The organism is Aureimonas sp. N4 (genome assembly GCF_001463925.1).
GTDB lineage: Bacteria > Pseudomonadota > Alphaproteobacteria > Rhizobiales > Rhizobiaceae > Aureimonas > Aureimonas ureilytica_A.
This window is the reverse complement of record NZ_BBWS01000042.1, coordinates 44693-60277: the sequence shown is the minus strand read 5'-3', so window position 1 is coordinate 60277 and position 15585 is coordinate 44693. Positions and strand designations below refer to the sequence as shown.

Genomic DNA, 15585 nt, shown 5'->3' with positions numbered 1-15585 from the left:
ACAGTTCGTCATCGCCAGCACTCAATCTCGGTGACGTTGGTCGAATAGGTCTGGGTGAGCCCGAGCACGCGGGCCGGTACGCCGGCTGACATGCCGAAGTTGTCGGTCTGGAGCGTCACCACGTCGCCGAGGTCGAGCGTCGGCGCGTAGCTGCTTGAGACCATCAGCCGGTAGATGTCCCGGCGAGCGCCGTAGATCGCCATCAGGCGGTTGGCTTCGGCCGTCGCGTCGGCCTCGTTGCAGAAGCAGGTTTCGAAGACGAGCTTCGGCCCCTGCGGATGGGCGGCGGCATTCGCGGCCGACGAGACCACCTTCTGCCGCCATTCCTGGACCGCAAAGGAGCGGAAGGCTTCCGTCGCATTGACGTTCGCCAAGTCCTGCTGCGTGTAGGTCGTGTAGGCCCGGCCCCACTTCAGCGTGATCTCTCGCGCTGAAACGCCATCGCCCTCGTCGCTCGGCGCCTGGCGCTCGAAGGCTTCGTCGCGGTCGAGCACCACGCCATTGTCCAAGAGCGTGCCCGCACCGGTCGGAAGCTCCAGCCGTTCGACCTGCACGATGCTGAGGCGATCAACGTTCAGAGAAGCCCCTACAGAGGCGAGAACGTCCATAGCGCAGGAGAGAAAGGTCCTCTCGTTCGTGCCCGTCCACAGCCCGCATTCGGCCGAATTGGCGTTATGCAGGGCGTCGAAGGATGCGGCCGACAGCGGGAGCGCTGAAGGAAGCATTCGCTGCACGATCCGCGCCGCCGATCGCTGCGCCAGTGTCGCTCCTTCGAACGCATCCACCGTCAGACTGGTCGGGCGCAAATAGGTGCGAACCAAGCCGAGCGCGTTGCAGGTAGCATATCGTCCGGCCGAGAGGGACGCGGCCTTGAGCGCGGCGAGCGTGGCGTAGTCCTGAGTGGCCGTGAGAGCCACGCCCGCGTCATAGACCGCCGTCACGCCGTCCACGCGCCGCGCGACCCGGAAGATGTAGTTGAAAGCGTCCACCGTCACCGGAGGGATGAGCCGGGCCGAGCCATAAAGCTCGGGCACCGGCACGTCCTTCAGGTCGATGTTGCCTTCCGCCTCCGTCGAAGAGCCCGATGTGGTCGTGCCCTTGAACCGAAGCGTCTGGATGGGCTCACGCAGCGCGGCCAGTCGATCCCGAATGCGGATCGTCACGGTGCGCTGTTCGAACGTCACCTGCTCCATCGTGCCCGAGAACAGCGTCACCCGGCTGGACCAGGGCGAATAGCTGTCTTCGAGCCCAAAGATGCGAACCGCTCGCCCGTCGAAGGCGAGATTGAGCAGGAAGTCGAGCCCGCGATCGGCGTTCACGAGCTTTATGTCACCACCGCCCACGTCGCTCTCGCCGCGCGTCTTGCCCGTCTGGAACAGATGCCGGGAGTAGTTGCCGGGGTCCGCTACCCTCTGGTGGAAGGTCACGTTCCCCGGCGCGTCGGATGGCTCGGTAATGAAGCTCTCCGAGCCATAGCGCAGCGTCACGATCTGCCCCGTCGCTTCATCGAGCGGGTCGATTTCGATGAGATAGATCATGCCGCCTGCTGCTTGTTGTTGGCGCTCCTCCTTTCGGCGAGAGCGCGTTGCTCCGTGGCGCGCGCACCCGCTTCGCCGGCTTCGGCCACTCGCTGGAGGCCGCCGCCGGTCGTCGCGATCTGCTGACGCATGAGGGTTTCGAGACGATCAAGGCGCTGCTCGACGCCGCGATTGTCGTTGCCGCCCGACACCATGCGCGGGCTGGCCGGCATGGCGATCGTCGGGAGGCTGCGGGTCTGCCGCATCATGTCGAGTGTGGAGACGCCAATGGCGCGGGTGGATGCCGCGTCCATGACGTATTCCTGCCCATGAACAAGGCCGGCCACATCGCTGACGCCGCCCATGCCCGTGAAACCGCCCGCCGAGTAGCCGACGCGCGTGCCGTGACCGACTTCGTACTGGCCGTGGCGAGTCCAGTGGTCTTGAATGATCGCCTCGATGCTCGACCCTGGCAGAGCGCCGAAGGTCTGCCCCGCTGCGATGGCCTTCGCCACGTCCGGGTTGTTCGCGAGATACTGCATCGACCGATCCGAGACCGGCTGAGAAGCATTCGTGTTGCCCGGTGTGGTGATGCCCTGGCTGCGAGCCTGCGCAATCGCGACAGCCATCTCGGCCAGCGCCACCTGAAGGCCCTTGATGCCCTCGTTTGTGCCGAGGATGGCATCGTACTGGGCCTTGGCGATGCTCAATTGCGCTTCATCCAGGCTAATCTGCCGCTTCAGGGCATCCAGCTGGCTCTGCGCGGTCGAGAGAGCGCTTTCCGTCGTGGTCTGGGTGTCGGTCAGAGCCTTGGACACCTCATCGAAGATGGCGCCGTAATCCGTCGAGGTCTGGTAGTAGCCCTTCGCCTCGTTCAGATATTCCTGCGCCGCCCCGGTGAGTCGCCCACGAGCTTCCTCATCGCCACCCTTCGCCTTGCTCAGAAGCTCCTGGAACTGCCTGCCCGCCTCTGTCACCCGGTCGCGCGCGTTGAGCGTCGACAGGTTGTCATCGAGCTTCAGGCTGTCCCTGAACTCCCGCACCTGATCGCGGAAGTCCTCCAGCTTCGAGATCGTACTCTCCAGCTCGTTGGCCTCGTCCCGGCGCGCGTTCAACAGGTCGTTGATGCGGTCGGTCTCGGCCTGATAGCTACGGTCCAGATTGGACCTAGCCGTGTCGAGCGCGCTCTGTGCCAGTTCCTTCGCGGACTGGCTGGCTGTGGCCGAGAATTCCCGCACCACCCCCGACAGTTGCGGGAAGACGCGGACCAGATCGGCGAAGGCATCGCCGGTCAGTTCCGCCCCGTCCACGATCGACTGCGCCTGGAGCTTGAAGAACTCGGGCAGACGGGACGTGTCCGCCCCGGCCGCTGCGAAGTCCCGCTGGAGCCCTTGGTATTCCTCCAGGAAGCCCCGCACGCTGGCGAAGTAATCCCGGCCGTTCAAGCTGTCGATGCGATCCGCAAGGTTCTGCTCGAGCCCGCGCGCGACGTTGGCGATGGCCTGATTCAGCCGATCCCCGATCGCCTTGGCCGCATCGTCGGCCGTGTAGCCGAGATCCTGCAAGACGCTCTGCAAACCAGCCGCCGTGCCGCGAAGCCCGTCGATGGTCTGCTGGACATCGGAGACCTTCTCCGCGTTGTAGAGAAGGCTCAGCGCGTATTTCCCCGCCGCCTCGTTGAAGCGGCCGATAGCATCCGCGCGCTGCTTCTCCGTCTCCGCTGCCTGCTGCTGGGCTGTCGCCGTGTTCAGGAAGTCGATGGAGGCGATGTTGCCGAACGCGATGTCGATGTCGTCCCGCGTTTTCTTGATCTGGGTCGCCAGATCCTTCGTCGCGTTCCGACCCTTGGCGAAGGCGCCGGCCAATCCCTGCCCCGAGGACAGGTCCTGGATCATCGCCTCATAGCCCTCGCGGAACTCATCCAGCATCTTCAGGAAGCCCTCGAAGAGCTTCTTGCCGGTGCTATTGAACTGAGCCGTCGAGTTGCCCGAGCCCATCTTCCAGGCCGCGCCGCCCACGCTCATGAATTGCGAGAGCTGGCCCCATCCGTCCGTGACGTACTTGCGCAGGTCGCCCTGCTTTTCGCCGGACAGCGAGCGGTCGAACGCCTCGTACTGAGGCTGCATCTCGGCCCATTTGGCGGCGGCCTGCTTGTGGGCTTCCTCGCGCTTTTTGCGAGCGCCGATGATGCCGCCGATGATGCCAAGGGCTGCACCACCAACCACACCGAGGGCCGCCCCTGCTCCTGCCCCAACACCGAGGAAGGATGAGATTGCACCGCCCGCGCCGTAGCCGGAGAAGGCACCGCTCAACCCGCCCGAGAGCGGGCTGCCGCTTTGGTAGCCGTTCCCGAATGCTCCAACACCCGCTCCGAGAACTTGAAGACCGGCAAGCCCACGCGCGCCGAACAATCCATCGTTCGCGCGCGGCGAAGAGTCATAGTTCGGGCGGTCGTAAGAGGTTGTTTCGATGCCCTTCTGAACGCCGCGAGCAGCTCCGTTTTCGAACGCCTTCTCCGCATCTCGCTTCGAGACCGAGACGATGCTGTCTGTCTTCGCTTGGGTGCCTTCGAACTGGCGGAAGGCATCCTCCGCATAACCCACACGGCCCGAGTAGTTGTGCGAGTTGCGGACGCCGGTGTTGTAGCCGTGCGGTCTCTCAAACCCGAGGAAAGCTTCGGTTGCCTGAGTGACGTTCGTGGCCTGCAAGAGCGCGCGATACGCCTTGCTCTCGCTCGTCTGGAGTTCCTTCCAGGCGAAGTCGAGCTGGCCTTGAACGTTCGAGTGCCAGTCCTGCCCAACGAACGCCTTCATGGCACTGCTTCGGTCGTTCCACTGGAACAAGCCCAGCGCCGCGCCCGCATCACCGCGAGCAGCCGGGTTGAATGCGCTTTCGGCCCGAGCGTTGCCCATGATGCCGGCGATCTGGTGAGATGCCAGCCCCTTGGACGCGAAGAAATTCCAGACTTGAGCCGGCACCGACTGGCGCGCGACGCTGGAGGCCTTCGAAGCCGAGAAGCCATCGCCCGTGACAAGCGGTGGGAGCGGCGCCCGCGATACGCCCCCCAGAGGAGCGGCGAACGTCGTTTCGACTCCCATGCTGCTGCCGTATGCCGGCACCTGAGACGCCGCCTGGGTGATCGCCCCGACGACGCGTGGAGTGTCCGACCCACCCTTCCCGAACAAGCCGCCGAAAAGCTGGTCGAAACCCTTGGAGGCAAGCTGGTTTGCGAACTTCCCGAAGGCGCCGGTCAGCGCGTCCATGATCCCGCCGCCAGACGAGAGTGTCTCGAAGAAGTCCTTGGCCGCGTCCTTCAGATCATCGAACGACTTCTGCTGCTTGCCGAGCGCGTCGTCCAAGTCCGATATCTGCTGGGCATTGGCAACATAGGTGCGGCCCCATTCACTGTTGAGCGGGATACCCTGCCGGCGAAGGTCGGCTTCGGCCTTCAGCGTGGCGAGAGCCTTCCGGCGCGCGTCATCGTTCTGACCGATCAGTCCGGCCTCGGCCTGAAGCTGCCGCAACTCCGCTTCTTGGCCGTCGAACAGGCTCTTGCGGGTGCTGATGTCGAGCGCCTTTAGGTCAAGGTCGCGGGCCTCGGACAATGCTCGAACGGCGGCCTCAGAGCCTTGGGCAAGCTTGATCTGCCGGGCATACTGCGCATTGATCGCGGCGACCTGAGCGGCATAGCCTTCCAAGTCGGCTTGATCGCGCGCAGCCTGGCTCTGACGCAGAGCGTCCGCTGCCTCATGCTCTGCTTGAGCATAGACCTGCGTCTGCGCGGCGACTGCCTTCCTTTCGATTTCCTCCTTGTTTGCTCCTGGCTCGCTGAGAGCAAGCCGCTCACGCTTGGCGGCGAGCAGAGCGCGCTCCGCAACCGTCTGCGCACCGATCGCGGCTAGGTCGAGGGCACGACCATCGCGCATCACATCTTCTTGGCGCTGGATTTCCTTGAGAGCCGTGAGGCGCTCAGCTTCGGCCGTGTTGAGCCGGCCTTCCATGGAGCGCGGGTTGTCTTGCAGGTCGCGGATCGCTGCGACACGTTCCCGATACGCCTTCTCGATCTGCTGGCGCTGCGTGAGGTCGTTCGGCAGGAACCCCGAGAACGCCTCCGATGCCTTCACATAGTTGTCGTTCGCGATCTCCCGCTTCTGCTCGCGGATGGCCGTCGTGATGGCCTTGATGCGCGCCTCGACCTTCGAAGCCTCCTGCGCGCCCTCGAGCATCTTATCAACGATGGTTTCGAGATCCTTCGGCAGGTCGTCGCTGACTTTGAGCTTGGTCAGCTCCTCGACCAAGCTTTCAGCCGATCGCTTGCCCTTCTCGAATTCCGCGCCGAGAGTTCCAAGGGTTCCCAGAGACGTGTTGCCGGTGCTGAGACGAAAAAGCTCTTTGATCGGGCCGATCGGGCTCAAAGTTTCCAGAGCGCTGGGGACGCCGGCCTTCACCAGATTCTCGGATAGCGCTTTCTTGGCTTCCACCTGCTCCTTAGCGAGTAGCGAAAGCTGTCGCTGCATCTGGGCGACGGAGCCCACCATCTCCTGATCGAAGATGCGGCCCATGACGGAGCCAAGGTCGCCTTGCGCGGTGACGAGACTGCGAACAGTGGTTTCGTAGGACTTCGCCGCCTTCTCTGCCTTTTGCAGGTTCCGTTCTGCGTTGTCGCCGAAGTAGCGAACCGCCACCGTGGCAGCACCCAGAAGGCCGATCACGATGCTGGTCGGGTTGATGAAGCCCTTCACCTGCGTCCAGATGGCCTTCAGCGCGCCTGTTGCGCCGCCTTCGGCGTTCGCAAGAGCCTCGTAAATTTGGGCAGCCTGGGTCTTCAGCGCGTCGAAAGGCGACGAGCCGCTCGCGATCATGGTCCCCAGGTCGAGGATTTGCGAACGCAGGTTGTTGACCGTGTGGCCGGCGAGTTCGACGTTATCGTTCGCGCCCTGAATCGTGCGATCCATGCGCCCCAGGCCACCGGCCGCTTGGTCGGCGGCATTAGAGATGGAGCCCGCAGCTTCGCTCACCGCATTGATTTGTTCGGATGCGGCCCCCGCTGCCTTTCCGGCCGCCTCGACGTTGGCCGCCACCGTCTGAGCTGCCTTCGTGGCGCCGAGCATCTGAGCTTCAGCGTTAGACAGGGAAGCGCCCATCTTCGCCATCATGGCATTCTGCTCGCGGACAGCGCGCTCGACCTTTTCAATGGCGGCAAGCAAGCGCTCGACGGCTTTGGAACTGCCGCTCATGCGCTGAGCCGCCTGCTCGGAAGCCTTGCCGGCCCCCTCTGTGGCCTTCTCAGCCTTCTTTGCGGAGGTGCTCAGTTTTTCGAGGTCGGAGGCTGCACGAACAGCATCATCGCTTCGGATTTCCAGCCCGAGTACGGCGAGATCAGCCATTTGCGCTCTCCAATGAAAAGGCCCGCCGAAGCGAGCCTGTGAATGGTCTATGTCACTTATGGACACAAACGGGCGGTTATGGCGTTCTCAACCGCAGATGGACGGGAGAGCGACATGCGCGGTTTGATTCTAGTGGCGGCGATGTGCCTGGGGTTGGCGGGGTGCCAGACGCCATACCAAGAGGAAGGCGCCGGTCCGGTCGTCGGTGGCGTTCGCGCTGAGCAGGTCGGATATGGTCGCTATCGCATCTCCGCCCTCGTGAACCAGAACACACCTTCGGAGCGAGTTGGCGATTTCCTGCTGCTCAAGGCGGCGCAAACAGCCAAGGCGAACGGCTCACGCTATTTCATCCGCGAGGGCGACATTCAGGACGCTAGCCGGATCCAGACCTTCACCACGCCGGGAATGGTCAACCCGAATGGCTTCGGCGGCTACATTGTGACGCCTGCCAGTTCGAGCGCTGCCTACCAGCCGGGCGCAACCGTCTACATTCGGCTTTTGCCGGGATCGACGCGCCCTGATGGTTCGATCGATGCTCAAGAGGTACTGGATACGATAGGGCCGCGCATCCTGCTTAAAAAGTGAGGGGCCGATGTGCCGCCCCCTCACTGGAAACGTTTCCAGTCAACCAAACAGCGCATCGAACATCGCGGCGTTGATCGCCTGCGTGGCCGGCGCTTCGATCTGCATCGCCTCTTGCGGCCCGGCCTGCCGCGCGCGAGCCATGTCGAGAAGCATTCGCCCCTCCCATGGCTCGACATCGGTTCCGGTCAGCGCCGCCCATGCCTGAATTCGCACGGCGTCGAGCGGGATCATGGCGCCCATGCCGTTGGAACCGCACAGGCTGTCCATGTCCCAGAACCAGCCAATGAGATGGGAGCCGGCCTCGTAGACCTCCGGCTCTTCGATCTCGATGCCCGACTCCTCCCAATGCTCTCGCCTTGAGCGGTTAGTCCGCTCGTCGCGCTCGGCTAGGAACAACGCGTGCCTGACCGATGCGACGAGCTGGTCCGTCAGCTCTGCAAAAAATTGGACTGGTCCGAGGCGAAGTCATCGATCTGACTGCCGATGAAAGGGAAGCGGCGGAGCAGGCCGTCCACCGCTTCCTTGGTGCATTCCGGCAGCGGCTGGCCGTCGAGCCGGAAGTCTTCATCGCCCTTCCACGACAGCACCGAGGCGACCACGACCTCGCGCGCGTTGCGCTCGATCTCCTCCGCCGTGATCTTGGTGATGCGCTTGCGCAGGCGCTCATTGGCCTGCCGGCGCTGCACCTTCTTCACGGCATCGGACTCGTAGCCCGCCACCCGAAGCGTCAGGCCGATCGGCTCGCCCGACACCGGGTGCTTGATCTTCAGTTCGAGGCCATCGTCCTGATTGGACTTCAGAGCGTCGAGCGAGGCGAGGTCAAAGGACATGCGGGCTCCTTCAGAGCTTGAGGGCTTTGCCGATCTGGTCGGCGAAGTGGGGGTAGCGGGTGAGCAGGCTCGCAGCGCGCGCCTGGCTGAATGGATACGGCTCGCCGTCCACCTCCAGATGCGTCCACGATGTGACGCTCTTGGACAGGCGGCGGATGTGCATGGCCTCGAGCGTCTCGTCCGGGCCGGGCTCTTCGGCGGGCGCCGGCTCGTCCTTCAGCGTGACGGTGACGCCGATCGACTGACCGGCGGCGTCCAGAAGCTCGACCTTTCGCGGGTCGGCGGCGGCTTTCGCGACCTTGGCGTCGTCCTTGGTTTCGACTTCGGGCTTCATGGTCAGCTCGCAGACGGCCCGACCTGGACCACGTTGGAGTTGATTTTTACCGTGGCGTCGAGAGCGGCGAACTGGTTGGCTCCGCCGAGGTTTTCCGGCACGCCCATGACGAGGCCGATGAAAAGGCGCTGCGACCCCTTGGGGCTCGCGCCCGTGGATGGCTTGTCGGGGAATTCGATCTTGAAGGCATAGTTCGCAATCGACTTCTGCGCGGCGCGCAACGCGATCTGACCCGCATCCGACGTATCGATGTTGCAGGTCAGAGAGAGCGTGCCGGCGTTGGCGGTGCCCTTGACCGAGATGTCACGGCCGAGACCGATTTCGGAACTGTTGACTTCCTGATTGGTGTCGCCGACCGATCCGATGTTTGTCAGACCACCGATCTCGACCCAGGACTGAGACGAGAAGTCGGCGGCGACGAAGTCGGTGGTCTTCACGTCGAGGGGCGCGCCAATGTAAACCTTGGAGCCCGCTGTTGCGAAACGAGGCATGATATTCTCCTTCAGAGCCTCAGGCGAGGCATTCCCATTCGATCGTGACGGGGATCTGCACCCGGCTCCCGTCGATCATGAGGTCGGCAAGCGCCGGGCGTTTGGTGATGCGAACCGATAGACCGTCGCGTTGGAGGCGCAGGTCGGTCGGGAAATGGCTGACGATCTGAGCTGCGGCGTTGCGCGGTTGGGTTTCGCCTTCGTTCTGGCCCCACATGACGGAGACCTGAAGTAGCCCATAGTAGAGGTGCGGTTCGTTCGAGCCGACGAATAGACGCTCGGTCTGGTTCGGAATGAACTGGACGCGCAGGAAGCGATTGTTGGTCGGCGGGGTGAAGTTTGTGTTCGGCCATGCGGTCGGGAGCCGGTCAGGCATTGCCTCGAGACGCTCGAAAAGCGCCTCCATGATCGTCGTCTCGATCGCCATTCCGTGCTACCTGCGTGTTTGATGGCCGACAAAGACCCGCTCGAAGACATGGCTGCCTACGATCGGCTGCACGCGGCGCTGGATGCGCTCGGCAAGGCGCCAGGCGCGACGATCCACGGCAACACGGCGCTGGAAGCCGCGCGCCGATCTCTGCGGATGCTTCAGCTTGGATTGCTGGTAGCGTCAGACAAAGCCGCTAAAGGCCAAAGCGAGCCTTAGCCTTCGCAGCCTCCGCTTCCACGATGCTGGACCAGCGCTGTGCGGCGGTGCGCACGAAGGCGTCGCCTGGCTGATCGTTGACCCCGTATTCGCGATAGCCGGCATAGGACGCTGTGTAGCCGAGATAGATCGTCTGCCCGAGTTCCGAGCCGGCTATGACAGCTTCGATGGTCCCGAAATTGTACGGGACGGAGTTCGGGCCAGCATCCTTCGCCGGCTTCGCTGCGGGATTGATGCGAGGCATCATGGATGTGGATGCAAGAAGCGAGGCGCGGAGAAAACCGGTATCGACCCGCATTCGCCCGCCCTCGTTCCGGGTCTTCTGCACCTCGCGTACGAGTTCCTGCACGCTTTGCTTGAAGACGGCCTCAACGGCCCCTTCCACCTTCTGCGCCCACGCTCCAACAGATGCCGAGAACGAGGTGGTGGTCATCAGTCGAGACTCTGGATTAAATCTGCGATGCCGCGCTGCATAAGGAAAGCCGCATTCGCCCGCCCCTCAGACGAGGCGACGTATAGTGCGCCATCCTCATCCATACCGACAATCACACAAGACAGCAGTTTACCCGCTGCTTCCTGGAGCACTCGATCAGGCGAGATCGAGAAGGCGTCGCCGACTACCCGATCGCCCATGCTTACGACGTTTGTCATGCTGCCTCCGCCTTAAATCGCCGAACGGCGGCGCCCACGTAATCCACCCGATATTCCATCCAGCAACGGCAGCCGATGATCTCGCTCGCCGGAGACTTCGGATCGCCGGGATAGCGCAGGACCGCGCCGCTGGAACTGTGGAAGACCCCATCCAATTCGGCGGATCGGCCATTCAAAAGGCGGTGCGTATCACGGACGCGCTTGTCGCCCGCAGAGTGCCAAACCTTCGTCACGTCCTGCGATTCGATCTTGCCCGCCGCGATCTGCTGGCGCATCGCGTCTTCCCGCGCGCGGCCGATGGCGGTCATGGTCTCGGTGCGGGCGATCAACTCACCTCTAAGCGCGAGCAAACGGTCGGAGTAGCGTCCGGTCGCAGCGGCAACGATTTGCGCGTCCACGGGCTTCCCTGCCCGAATGGCGGCGGTCACAGAGCGGTCGAACCGCTTATCTCGCCGCTCCAGCGTCAGATAGTGCTTCAGGCGTTCCGGGTCGCCGGACAAAAGGTCTGCGCGGGCCGTCGCGACATAGCGCTCTTGAGGCGCTGTCAGGCCGATGATGCCGCCTTCGCGCTTGCCGGTCGCACGGTTGATGCGTCCGACCACTTCGAGCGCCGTAGCACGCGGGTTCTGGCCGGCGGCAAGCCCCTCTTCCAGTGCGATCCGAATGGCCTGCTTCTGATCCTCGACAATGCGCGCGACTAGGTTGGATGAATGCTCGCGCAGCGCAGCCTCGGCGGCCGGGTTGCGAATGCCGAAGCGCCAGACGACACGATGGCCGTTTGGGTCTGTGACGCGGGGCAAGTCGCTGACTGCCCCCTGCCCGCCAGCGTCGTAGGCCTCTGCGATGGCGCGCTCGAGCGGCGCATAGGCATCCGCTTCGATCTGCATGGCGTCGATGGCGCCCTGTATATCGCCCTTCTCCAATCGCTCGATGACTATCTTCAGAACGATGGCCGATCGGACGTCATCTAGGCATTCGAGGAAGGCGTCACGCACGCGCTCGTCATAGGTGGCGAGCAGGGCTTCGATCTTCTCGCGGGTGGTAGGCATCAGAAAAATCCGCCCCAGATCAAGACGCCGATCGAAATGGCGTCGCCCAAGCGCTGCCCGATCCAGGTTCCGAAGAACCAAGGATTCGTGACGGGCTGTGCGATGATCTTGGCGGCCCGCCTCCGCCGCATCCTAACGATGCCGTCAAGGCCGATCGCAGTCCTGACAACCAACGGCACGGTGGCGCGAAGAGCAAAAGAGGTCAGCACAAGAAGCTGCGGGATTTGGGCGTCCATCACGACCTCAGATCAATTTCATAGAGCACCGCCACGCCAGCTGGCGCGATCGGGCGAACGGCGGCGATCTCAAGCCATTCGGTCGCCGAAGCGCCATCGGTGACACCCACGGCGATTGTGTCGTCATCGCTGGGCACGATGCCAGGCACGGCGGTCGTGGTCAGGGTGCGCACTGTCTGGCCGATCAGCGTCCCGTTGGCGTCCCGCATCTCGCGACTGTCTTCGATGACGTGGATGGTCAGGTAGGTCGGCGCGCTCGGCGTCGGGTTCCATTCGTCGCCCGAGGCTGGCCCGGCCCGCCGCAGCACCGCCGGATAGCCGCCGGGCTGGGAGATATCGGAGACCGAGCGGATGGCTTCGGCCACCTCTGCGGCGATCGCGTTCCAGCCCTCAGCCACCGATCGACCTCAGCATGAAGCCCGGCGCGCCGAGCGGACGCACATACGGGGCGAACATATCTTCGATGATGGACGAGACCGGCGAGGCCGAACCCGGCTTGCTGGCGTCGCCCGTCACGGTCCACTTGATTCCACGGACCTCCGTCAGAACTTTCTGTTCCGCCGGGGTGTAGGTCTTGGCGAAGAAGCCGGGGGTGGCGAGCTCGAGGGAGGCGGCCACATAGGTCGCCTCCACGATGATGGGCAGGCTGGCTTCGTCGTACCCTGGGATGAGGCGGGCCACGTAGCGGAAGCGGATATAGTCCGAGGCACGGGTGAGCGCGGCATTGGCCGTTTCATCCGTCGCCTGCGTCGGGCGCTGGTCACCCCTCGCCTGCGCATAGGCCCGCCAGCCTTCCAGAGTGCCGTACATCGCCTTACTCCGGCTTGTTGGCCTCCACAAAGGCCCGTTTCTCGTCGTCGGTCAGGCCGTTGAAGCCGTCGAGCGCGTCCTTGCGGAGGGACTTGGTGACTTCCTTCTCGCCGTCCGTCACAGCGTACCAGCCGGAGCCCTTGTCCTTGACGGCGTAGGTCGACTTGCCGCTGTTCTGGCCGTCCGGCACGCCTTCGCCCGTCTTCGGGTTCTCGGTCGTGTCGCCGATATTCACCTCGCCCATCTCGGGGTTGATGATGTGGGGCTCTCCCTCATCACCGCCCGAGATGACCTCGTATCGGCCAGCCCAGCCCTTCGGCCCGTCCTTGACCGTGAACTCGGTGCCGACAGCGATCTCGCCGTCATTGCCGTAGATGCCCGGCTGCGTGATCTTGATGCGCATGTCAGGCTCCTCAGTTCACAACGACGGAGTAGAAGACACCGGAGCGCCCGTTGATGTCGGCCCGGATCTCGAGGCCCATCGCGCCCATCATCAGGAACTGATAGTTCGCCGTGGGATAGGTGCGGGGCATCGCGGTCGTGTTCACGGCCATGCCGACCAGCGGGCGGATGTATTCGCCGCTGGGCACGAAGCCGAAGAACTGGTTGCCCGTCAGCTCGAACGACACGGCGATCTTGGCGATGCGGCGGTTCTGGCGAAGCTGCTCGAGCCGAGACCCGAGAGCCTGACCGGCCGACGTGTTCACCTGCTTGTCGAGGTTCCGCGCGATCTCCGGCGAGATGTACAGGTTCACCGGCACGCCGATGAAGTTCGCATCCAGCATCGCGCCGAACGGCCCGTTGAAAAACGCATCCATCGCCGGCCAATCGGCCGTCGTCAGGTCGATGTTGGCGCCACCGGCACCCGAACCGAGATTGATCGACTTGGAGAACGGCGAGGTGCGGATACCGTAGCCGGTGTAGCCCTGGAACTTGATAGTCTGGTCGCCGTCGAGGGCATAGAGCGCCATGTCGCGGCGGATCTTCGCCGAATGGGCTTCTTGGTCGTCGGCCAGAGCGTCGAAGTTCTCGGACTGAAGGGCGTTCCACTCGCGCCATTCACGGCCATAGGCGGTCGAGAAGATCGGCACGGGCGTCCCACGATAGTCGTAGGTCACCTTGTCCATGCCGATCGGCACCTGACCGGACAGCGAGCGGGTCACTGAGCCGGCGTCGCCCGAGACGCGGTTCAGGCTGACGATCTTGCCGATGTTGACCGTCTTGGCCAGCGGCATGAGGTCGGCCATCCACGTCTGGCCTTCATCGGCGCGCATGACGCGGCGAGTGATGCCGTCGAGGTCCTGCCACGCATCGCGCGGGAGCACGGCGGCCGAGTTGTAGAGGGCGGCGAAAGCGTCCTCGGTCTGGTGGAACCACTCACGGTTCACGCAGACCTCACCCCACCATTCCGCGTGCGCGCGAGAGTTGGCGACGAGCTGTTCGTCAAAGTAGCGCATGTCAGCCCTCCTTAGGCGAACGCGTAGCCCTTGGCAGCGCGGACGCTGACAAGCTGGTCGGAGCCAGTGGTGTTGTTGAAGGTCTCGCTTGCGAAGGCGACAACCCAAGTGCCGGACGTGGCCGGGACGAGCTTGCCCGCTGCGTTCACTGACAGCGCGGCGTCCTGCACGATGCTGGTGCCGGTCGGGACGCGAGCGCGGAATGCTTGCTCGTCCAGCAAGTCCATGGCGACGATGCGATCACCCGCCGGCCACGCATCATCGACGCCCTTGAGCGCGAGATAGTTGTCCTGGACGATGAAGAGCCGGCCCTTGCTGGATGTGCCAGCTTGGACAAACTTGCCGCCCGAGCGCGCGACGACTGTGCCGGGCAGGACTGCGGCATCGCAGATCGCCTCATGCACCTGTGGCAAGGTCTCGCTGACCGGGCCGCCGAAAATCTTGTTGTAGCGCGGCATGGATCAGGCCTCCGCCTTGGGCAGCTTGAAGCCGCCGTTCTTGTCCTGGCTGTTGCCTCGGAAGGCGCCATTCAGCGCCGGCGCGCCCTTGGGCTCGGCCGACTTCGCGAGCGCGCGCGCTGCGTTCAACGTCAGTTCGCCAGCAGCGGCCTCGTCCATGAGGTTCGCCCGAACGATCTTGTCGCGAAGCCCGGTGAGTTCGGCGTCATCCTTGGTCCGCTGGTTGGCAACCATCTGCTCATGCGCGTCGGTGATGGGCTTCACAGCCGTCGCCACCGCGTTGCCGATCGCCGTTGCCAGCGCCTCGGGCTTGAGCGCTTCCGAGAGGGTCTTCACCTCGTCGGAAAGCGCCTTGAACTGCTCATCGGAGACAGCCATGGGGTCTTCCTTTTGGTTTGTGGTGGGTTCCCGCTCGGGAGCGCCGATGGCGTCCATGATGGCGGACTTCACGCGCTCCCAGACCGACAGGCTCTGCCTGCGCTGGAGAGCTTCGACCAAGCGGGCTCCCGCGTAGTCGATCTCTTGATCGGCCATGTCCGTCAGGGACGAATTGATGACCTCGATGTCCTCGCGCTCGCCCTTCTCATTGACCAGCATACCAACCCCCTTCTCAGGGGTGGCCGCGCCTTCCTCATTGAGCAGGATGGCGTCATGGTCGAAGCGGATGGCGCGCGCGATGTGCTTGTGGTCGGCACCGTTGACCGCATCCAAGGTGCAGAGCAGGCCGGTGGACGTGTGGACCGGACCGCCAGCGTCGATCGCTGCGAGCACCGCCCGGCCATCAGCCGATCGGTTCGCCACCTCCACATCGATCACCTTGTCCAAGAGCACCCGGCCGCCTTCGCGCCGAACGTTCTCGTTGTGCGCGCCGATGTGCGAGACGTTCAGCCCCTCCGGGTCGCGGGCTGAGACGAACTTGCCGTTGACCTTGGGATGGCCGAACGGGGCCGGCGTACGCTCCAGCGAGCGGAAGGAGGATTCGATCTCCTCCGCCGGGTAGAGGATGCCGTTCATGACGATGTTGTCGGGCAGCGTGGCGCTCGGCACGATCACGACATCTCGGCCGTTGCGCTTCTCTTTGCGCACGGCGCGAGCGTTCGCGACCGAGCGGATGTTCACTCGGACCTGGCTCAC

Annotated in this window: 19 protein-coding genes; 2 read left to right on the top strand and 17 right to left on the bottom strand. The window is 63.9% G+C overall.

Annotated features, from left to right (window positions below; all coding sequences use genetic code 11):
* Positions 1-8: 8 nt before the first annotated feature.
* Both AUL28_RS12875 and AUL28_RS12870 read right to left on the bottom strand, forming a co-directional pair.
* Positions 9-1538, bottom strand: coding sequence for a hypothetical protein (locus AUL28_RS12875; RefSeq protein WP_062233235.1), 1530 nt, complete (start codon positions 1536-1538; stop codon positions 9-11).
* Positions 1535-6904 (bottom strand): phage tail tip lysozyme, encoded by a 5370-nt coding sequence (locus AUL28_RS12870; protein WP_062233232.1) that lies wholly within the window; start codon positions 6902-6904, stop codon positions 1535-1537. The genes AUL28_RS12875 and AUL28_RS12870 overlap by 4 nt, the downstream gene beginning before the upstream one ends.
* A 42-nt stretch (positions 6905-6946) precedes the next feature.
* Here AUL28_RS12870 and AUL28_RS12865 point away from each other — a divergent pair, with 42 nt between their 5' ends.
* The gene (locus AUL28_RS12865; RefSeq protein ID WP_062233229.1) at positions 6947-7489 is read left to right on the top strand and encodes a CC0125/CC1285 family lipoprotein; all 543 of its coding nucleotides are present in this window, start codon (positions 6947-6949) and stop codon (positions 7487-7489) included.
* Between the two features lie 39 nt (positions 7490-7528).
* Here the strand turns inward: AUL28_RS12865 and AUL28_RS12860 are convergent, their stop codons facing one another.
* The 5 genes from AUL28_RS12860 to AUL28_RS12840 are packed head-to-tail and all read right to left on the bottom strand — an operon-like array spanning position 7529 to position 9571.
* Positions 7529-7885 carry a phage tail assembly chaperone gene (locus AUL28_RS12860; RefSeq protein WP_062233226.1) on the bottom strand — a complete coding sequence of 119 codons (357 nt, stop codon included), beginning with the start codon at positions 7883-7885 and terminating at the stop codon, positions 7529-7531.
* A 32-nt stretch (positions 7886-7917) separates the two neighbouring features.
* Complete coding sequence (locus tag AUL28_RS12855) at positions 7918-8319, bottom strand: hypothetical protein (protein ID WP_062233223.1); 402 nt, start codon at positions 8317-8319, stop codon at positions 7918-7920.
* Between the two features lie 10 nt (positions 8320-8329).
* Positions 8330-8653 carry a hypothetical protein gene (locus tag AUL28_RS12850; protein ID WP_062233220.1) on the bottom strand — a complete coding sequence of 108 codons (324 nt, stop codon included), beginning with the start codon at positions 8651-8653 and terminating at the stop codon, positions 8330-8332.
* A gap of 2 nt (positions 8654-8655) precedes the next feature.
* On the bottom strand, positions 8656-9144 hold the full coding sequence (locus AUL28_RS12845; RefSeq protein WP_062233217.1) for a hypothetical protein: 489 nt from the start codon (positions 9142-9144) through the stop codon (positions 8656-8658).
* A 19-nt stretch (positions 9145-9163) separates the two neighbouring features.
* The gene (locus tag AUL28_RS12840; RefSeq protein WP_062233214.1) at positions 9164-9571 is read right to left on the bottom strand and encodes a DUF4128 domain-containing protein; all 408 of its coding nucleotides are present in this window, start codon (positions 9569-9571) and stop codon (positions 9164-9166) included.
* Positions 9572-9592: 21 nt separating this feature from the next.
* On the opposite strand from AUL28_RS12840, the gene AUL28_RS12835 reads away from it, so the two are divergent.
* Positions 9593-9790 carry a hypothetical protein gene (locus AUL28_RS12835; protein ID WP_062233210.1) on the top strand — a complete coding sequence of 66 codons (198 nt, stop codon included), beginning with the start codon at positions 9593-9595 and terminating at the stop codon, positions 9788-9790.
* On the opposite strand, the gene AUL28_RS12830 is transcribed toward AUL28_RS12835, so the two are convergent.
* The 10 genes from AUL28_RS12830 to AUL28_RS12785 are packed head-to-tail and all read right to left on the bottom strand — an operon-like array spanning position 9768 to position 15585.
* Positions 9768-10223 (bottom strand): hypothetical protein, encoded by a 456-nt coding sequence (locus AUL28_RS12830; protein WP_062233206.1) that lies wholly within the window; start codon positions 10221-10223, stop codon positions 9768-9770. The two genes, AUL28_RS12835 and AUL28_RS12830, sit on opposite strands and share 23 nt — an antisense overlap.
* The gene (locus AUL28_RS12825; protein WP_062233203.1) at positions 10223-10441 is read right to left on the bottom strand and encodes a hypothetical protein; all 219 of its coding nucleotides are present in this window, start codon (positions 10439-10441) and stop codon (positions 10223-10225) included. The genes AUL28_RS12830 and AUL28_RS12825 overlap by 1 nt, the downstream gene beginning before the upstream one ends.
* Positions 10438-11490, bottom strand: a complete 1053-nt coding sequence (locus AUL28_RS12820) for a phage minor head protein (RefSeq protein ID WP_062233200.1) — start codon at positions 11488-11490, stop codon at positions 10438-10440. The genes AUL28_RS12825 and AUL28_RS12820 overlap by 4 nt, the downstream gene beginning before the upstream one ends.
* Positions 11490-11726, bottom strand: coding sequence for a hypothetical protein (locus AUL28_RS12815; RefSeq protein WP_062233197.1), 237 nt, complete (start codon positions 11724-11726; stop codon positions 11490-11492). Before AUL28_RS12815 ends, AUL28_RS12820 begins: the two co-directional genes overlap by 1 nt.
* A complete protein-coding gene (locus AUL28_RS12810) occupies positions 11726-12124 on the bottom strand; it encodes a hypothetical protein (RefSeq protein WP_062233194.1) in 399 nt (132 codons plus the stop codon). The genes AUL28_RS12815 and AUL28_RS12810 overlap by 1 nt, the downstream gene beginning before the upstream one ends.
* Positions 12117-12536: a hypothetical protein gene (locus tag AUL28_RS12805; protein WP_062233191.1), complete on the bottom strand. Its 420-nt coding sequence runs from the start codon at positions 12534-12536 to the stop codon at positions 12117-12119. The genes AUL28_RS12810 and AUL28_RS12805 overlap by 8 nt, the downstream gene beginning before the upstream one ends.
* Positions 12537-12540: 4 nt before the next feature.
* Complete coding sequence (locus AUL28_RS12800) at positions 12541-12939, bottom strand: hypothetical protein (protein ID WP_062233188.1); 399 nt, start codon at positions 12937-12939, stop codon at positions 12541-12543.
* A 10-nt stretch (positions 12940-12949) separates the two neighbouring features.
* Positions 12950-13993 (bottom strand): major capsid protein, encoded by a 1044-nt coding sequence (locus AUL28_RS12795; protein ID WP_062233185.1) that lies wholly within the window; start codon positions 13991-13993, stop codon positions 12950-12952.
* An 11-nt stretch (positions 13994-14004) separates the two neighbouring features.
* Complete coding sequence (locus tag AUL28_RS12790) at positions 14005-14451, bottom strand: hypothetical protein (RefSeq protein ID WP_062233182.1); 447 nt, start codon at positions 14449-14451, stop codon at positions 14005-14007.
* Positions 14452-14454: 3 nt separating this feature from the next.
* Complete coding sequence (locus AUL28_RS12785; RefSeq protein ID WP_062233179.1) at positions 14455-15585, bottom strand: hypothetical protein; 1131 nt, start codon at positions 15583-15585, stop codon at positions 14455-14457.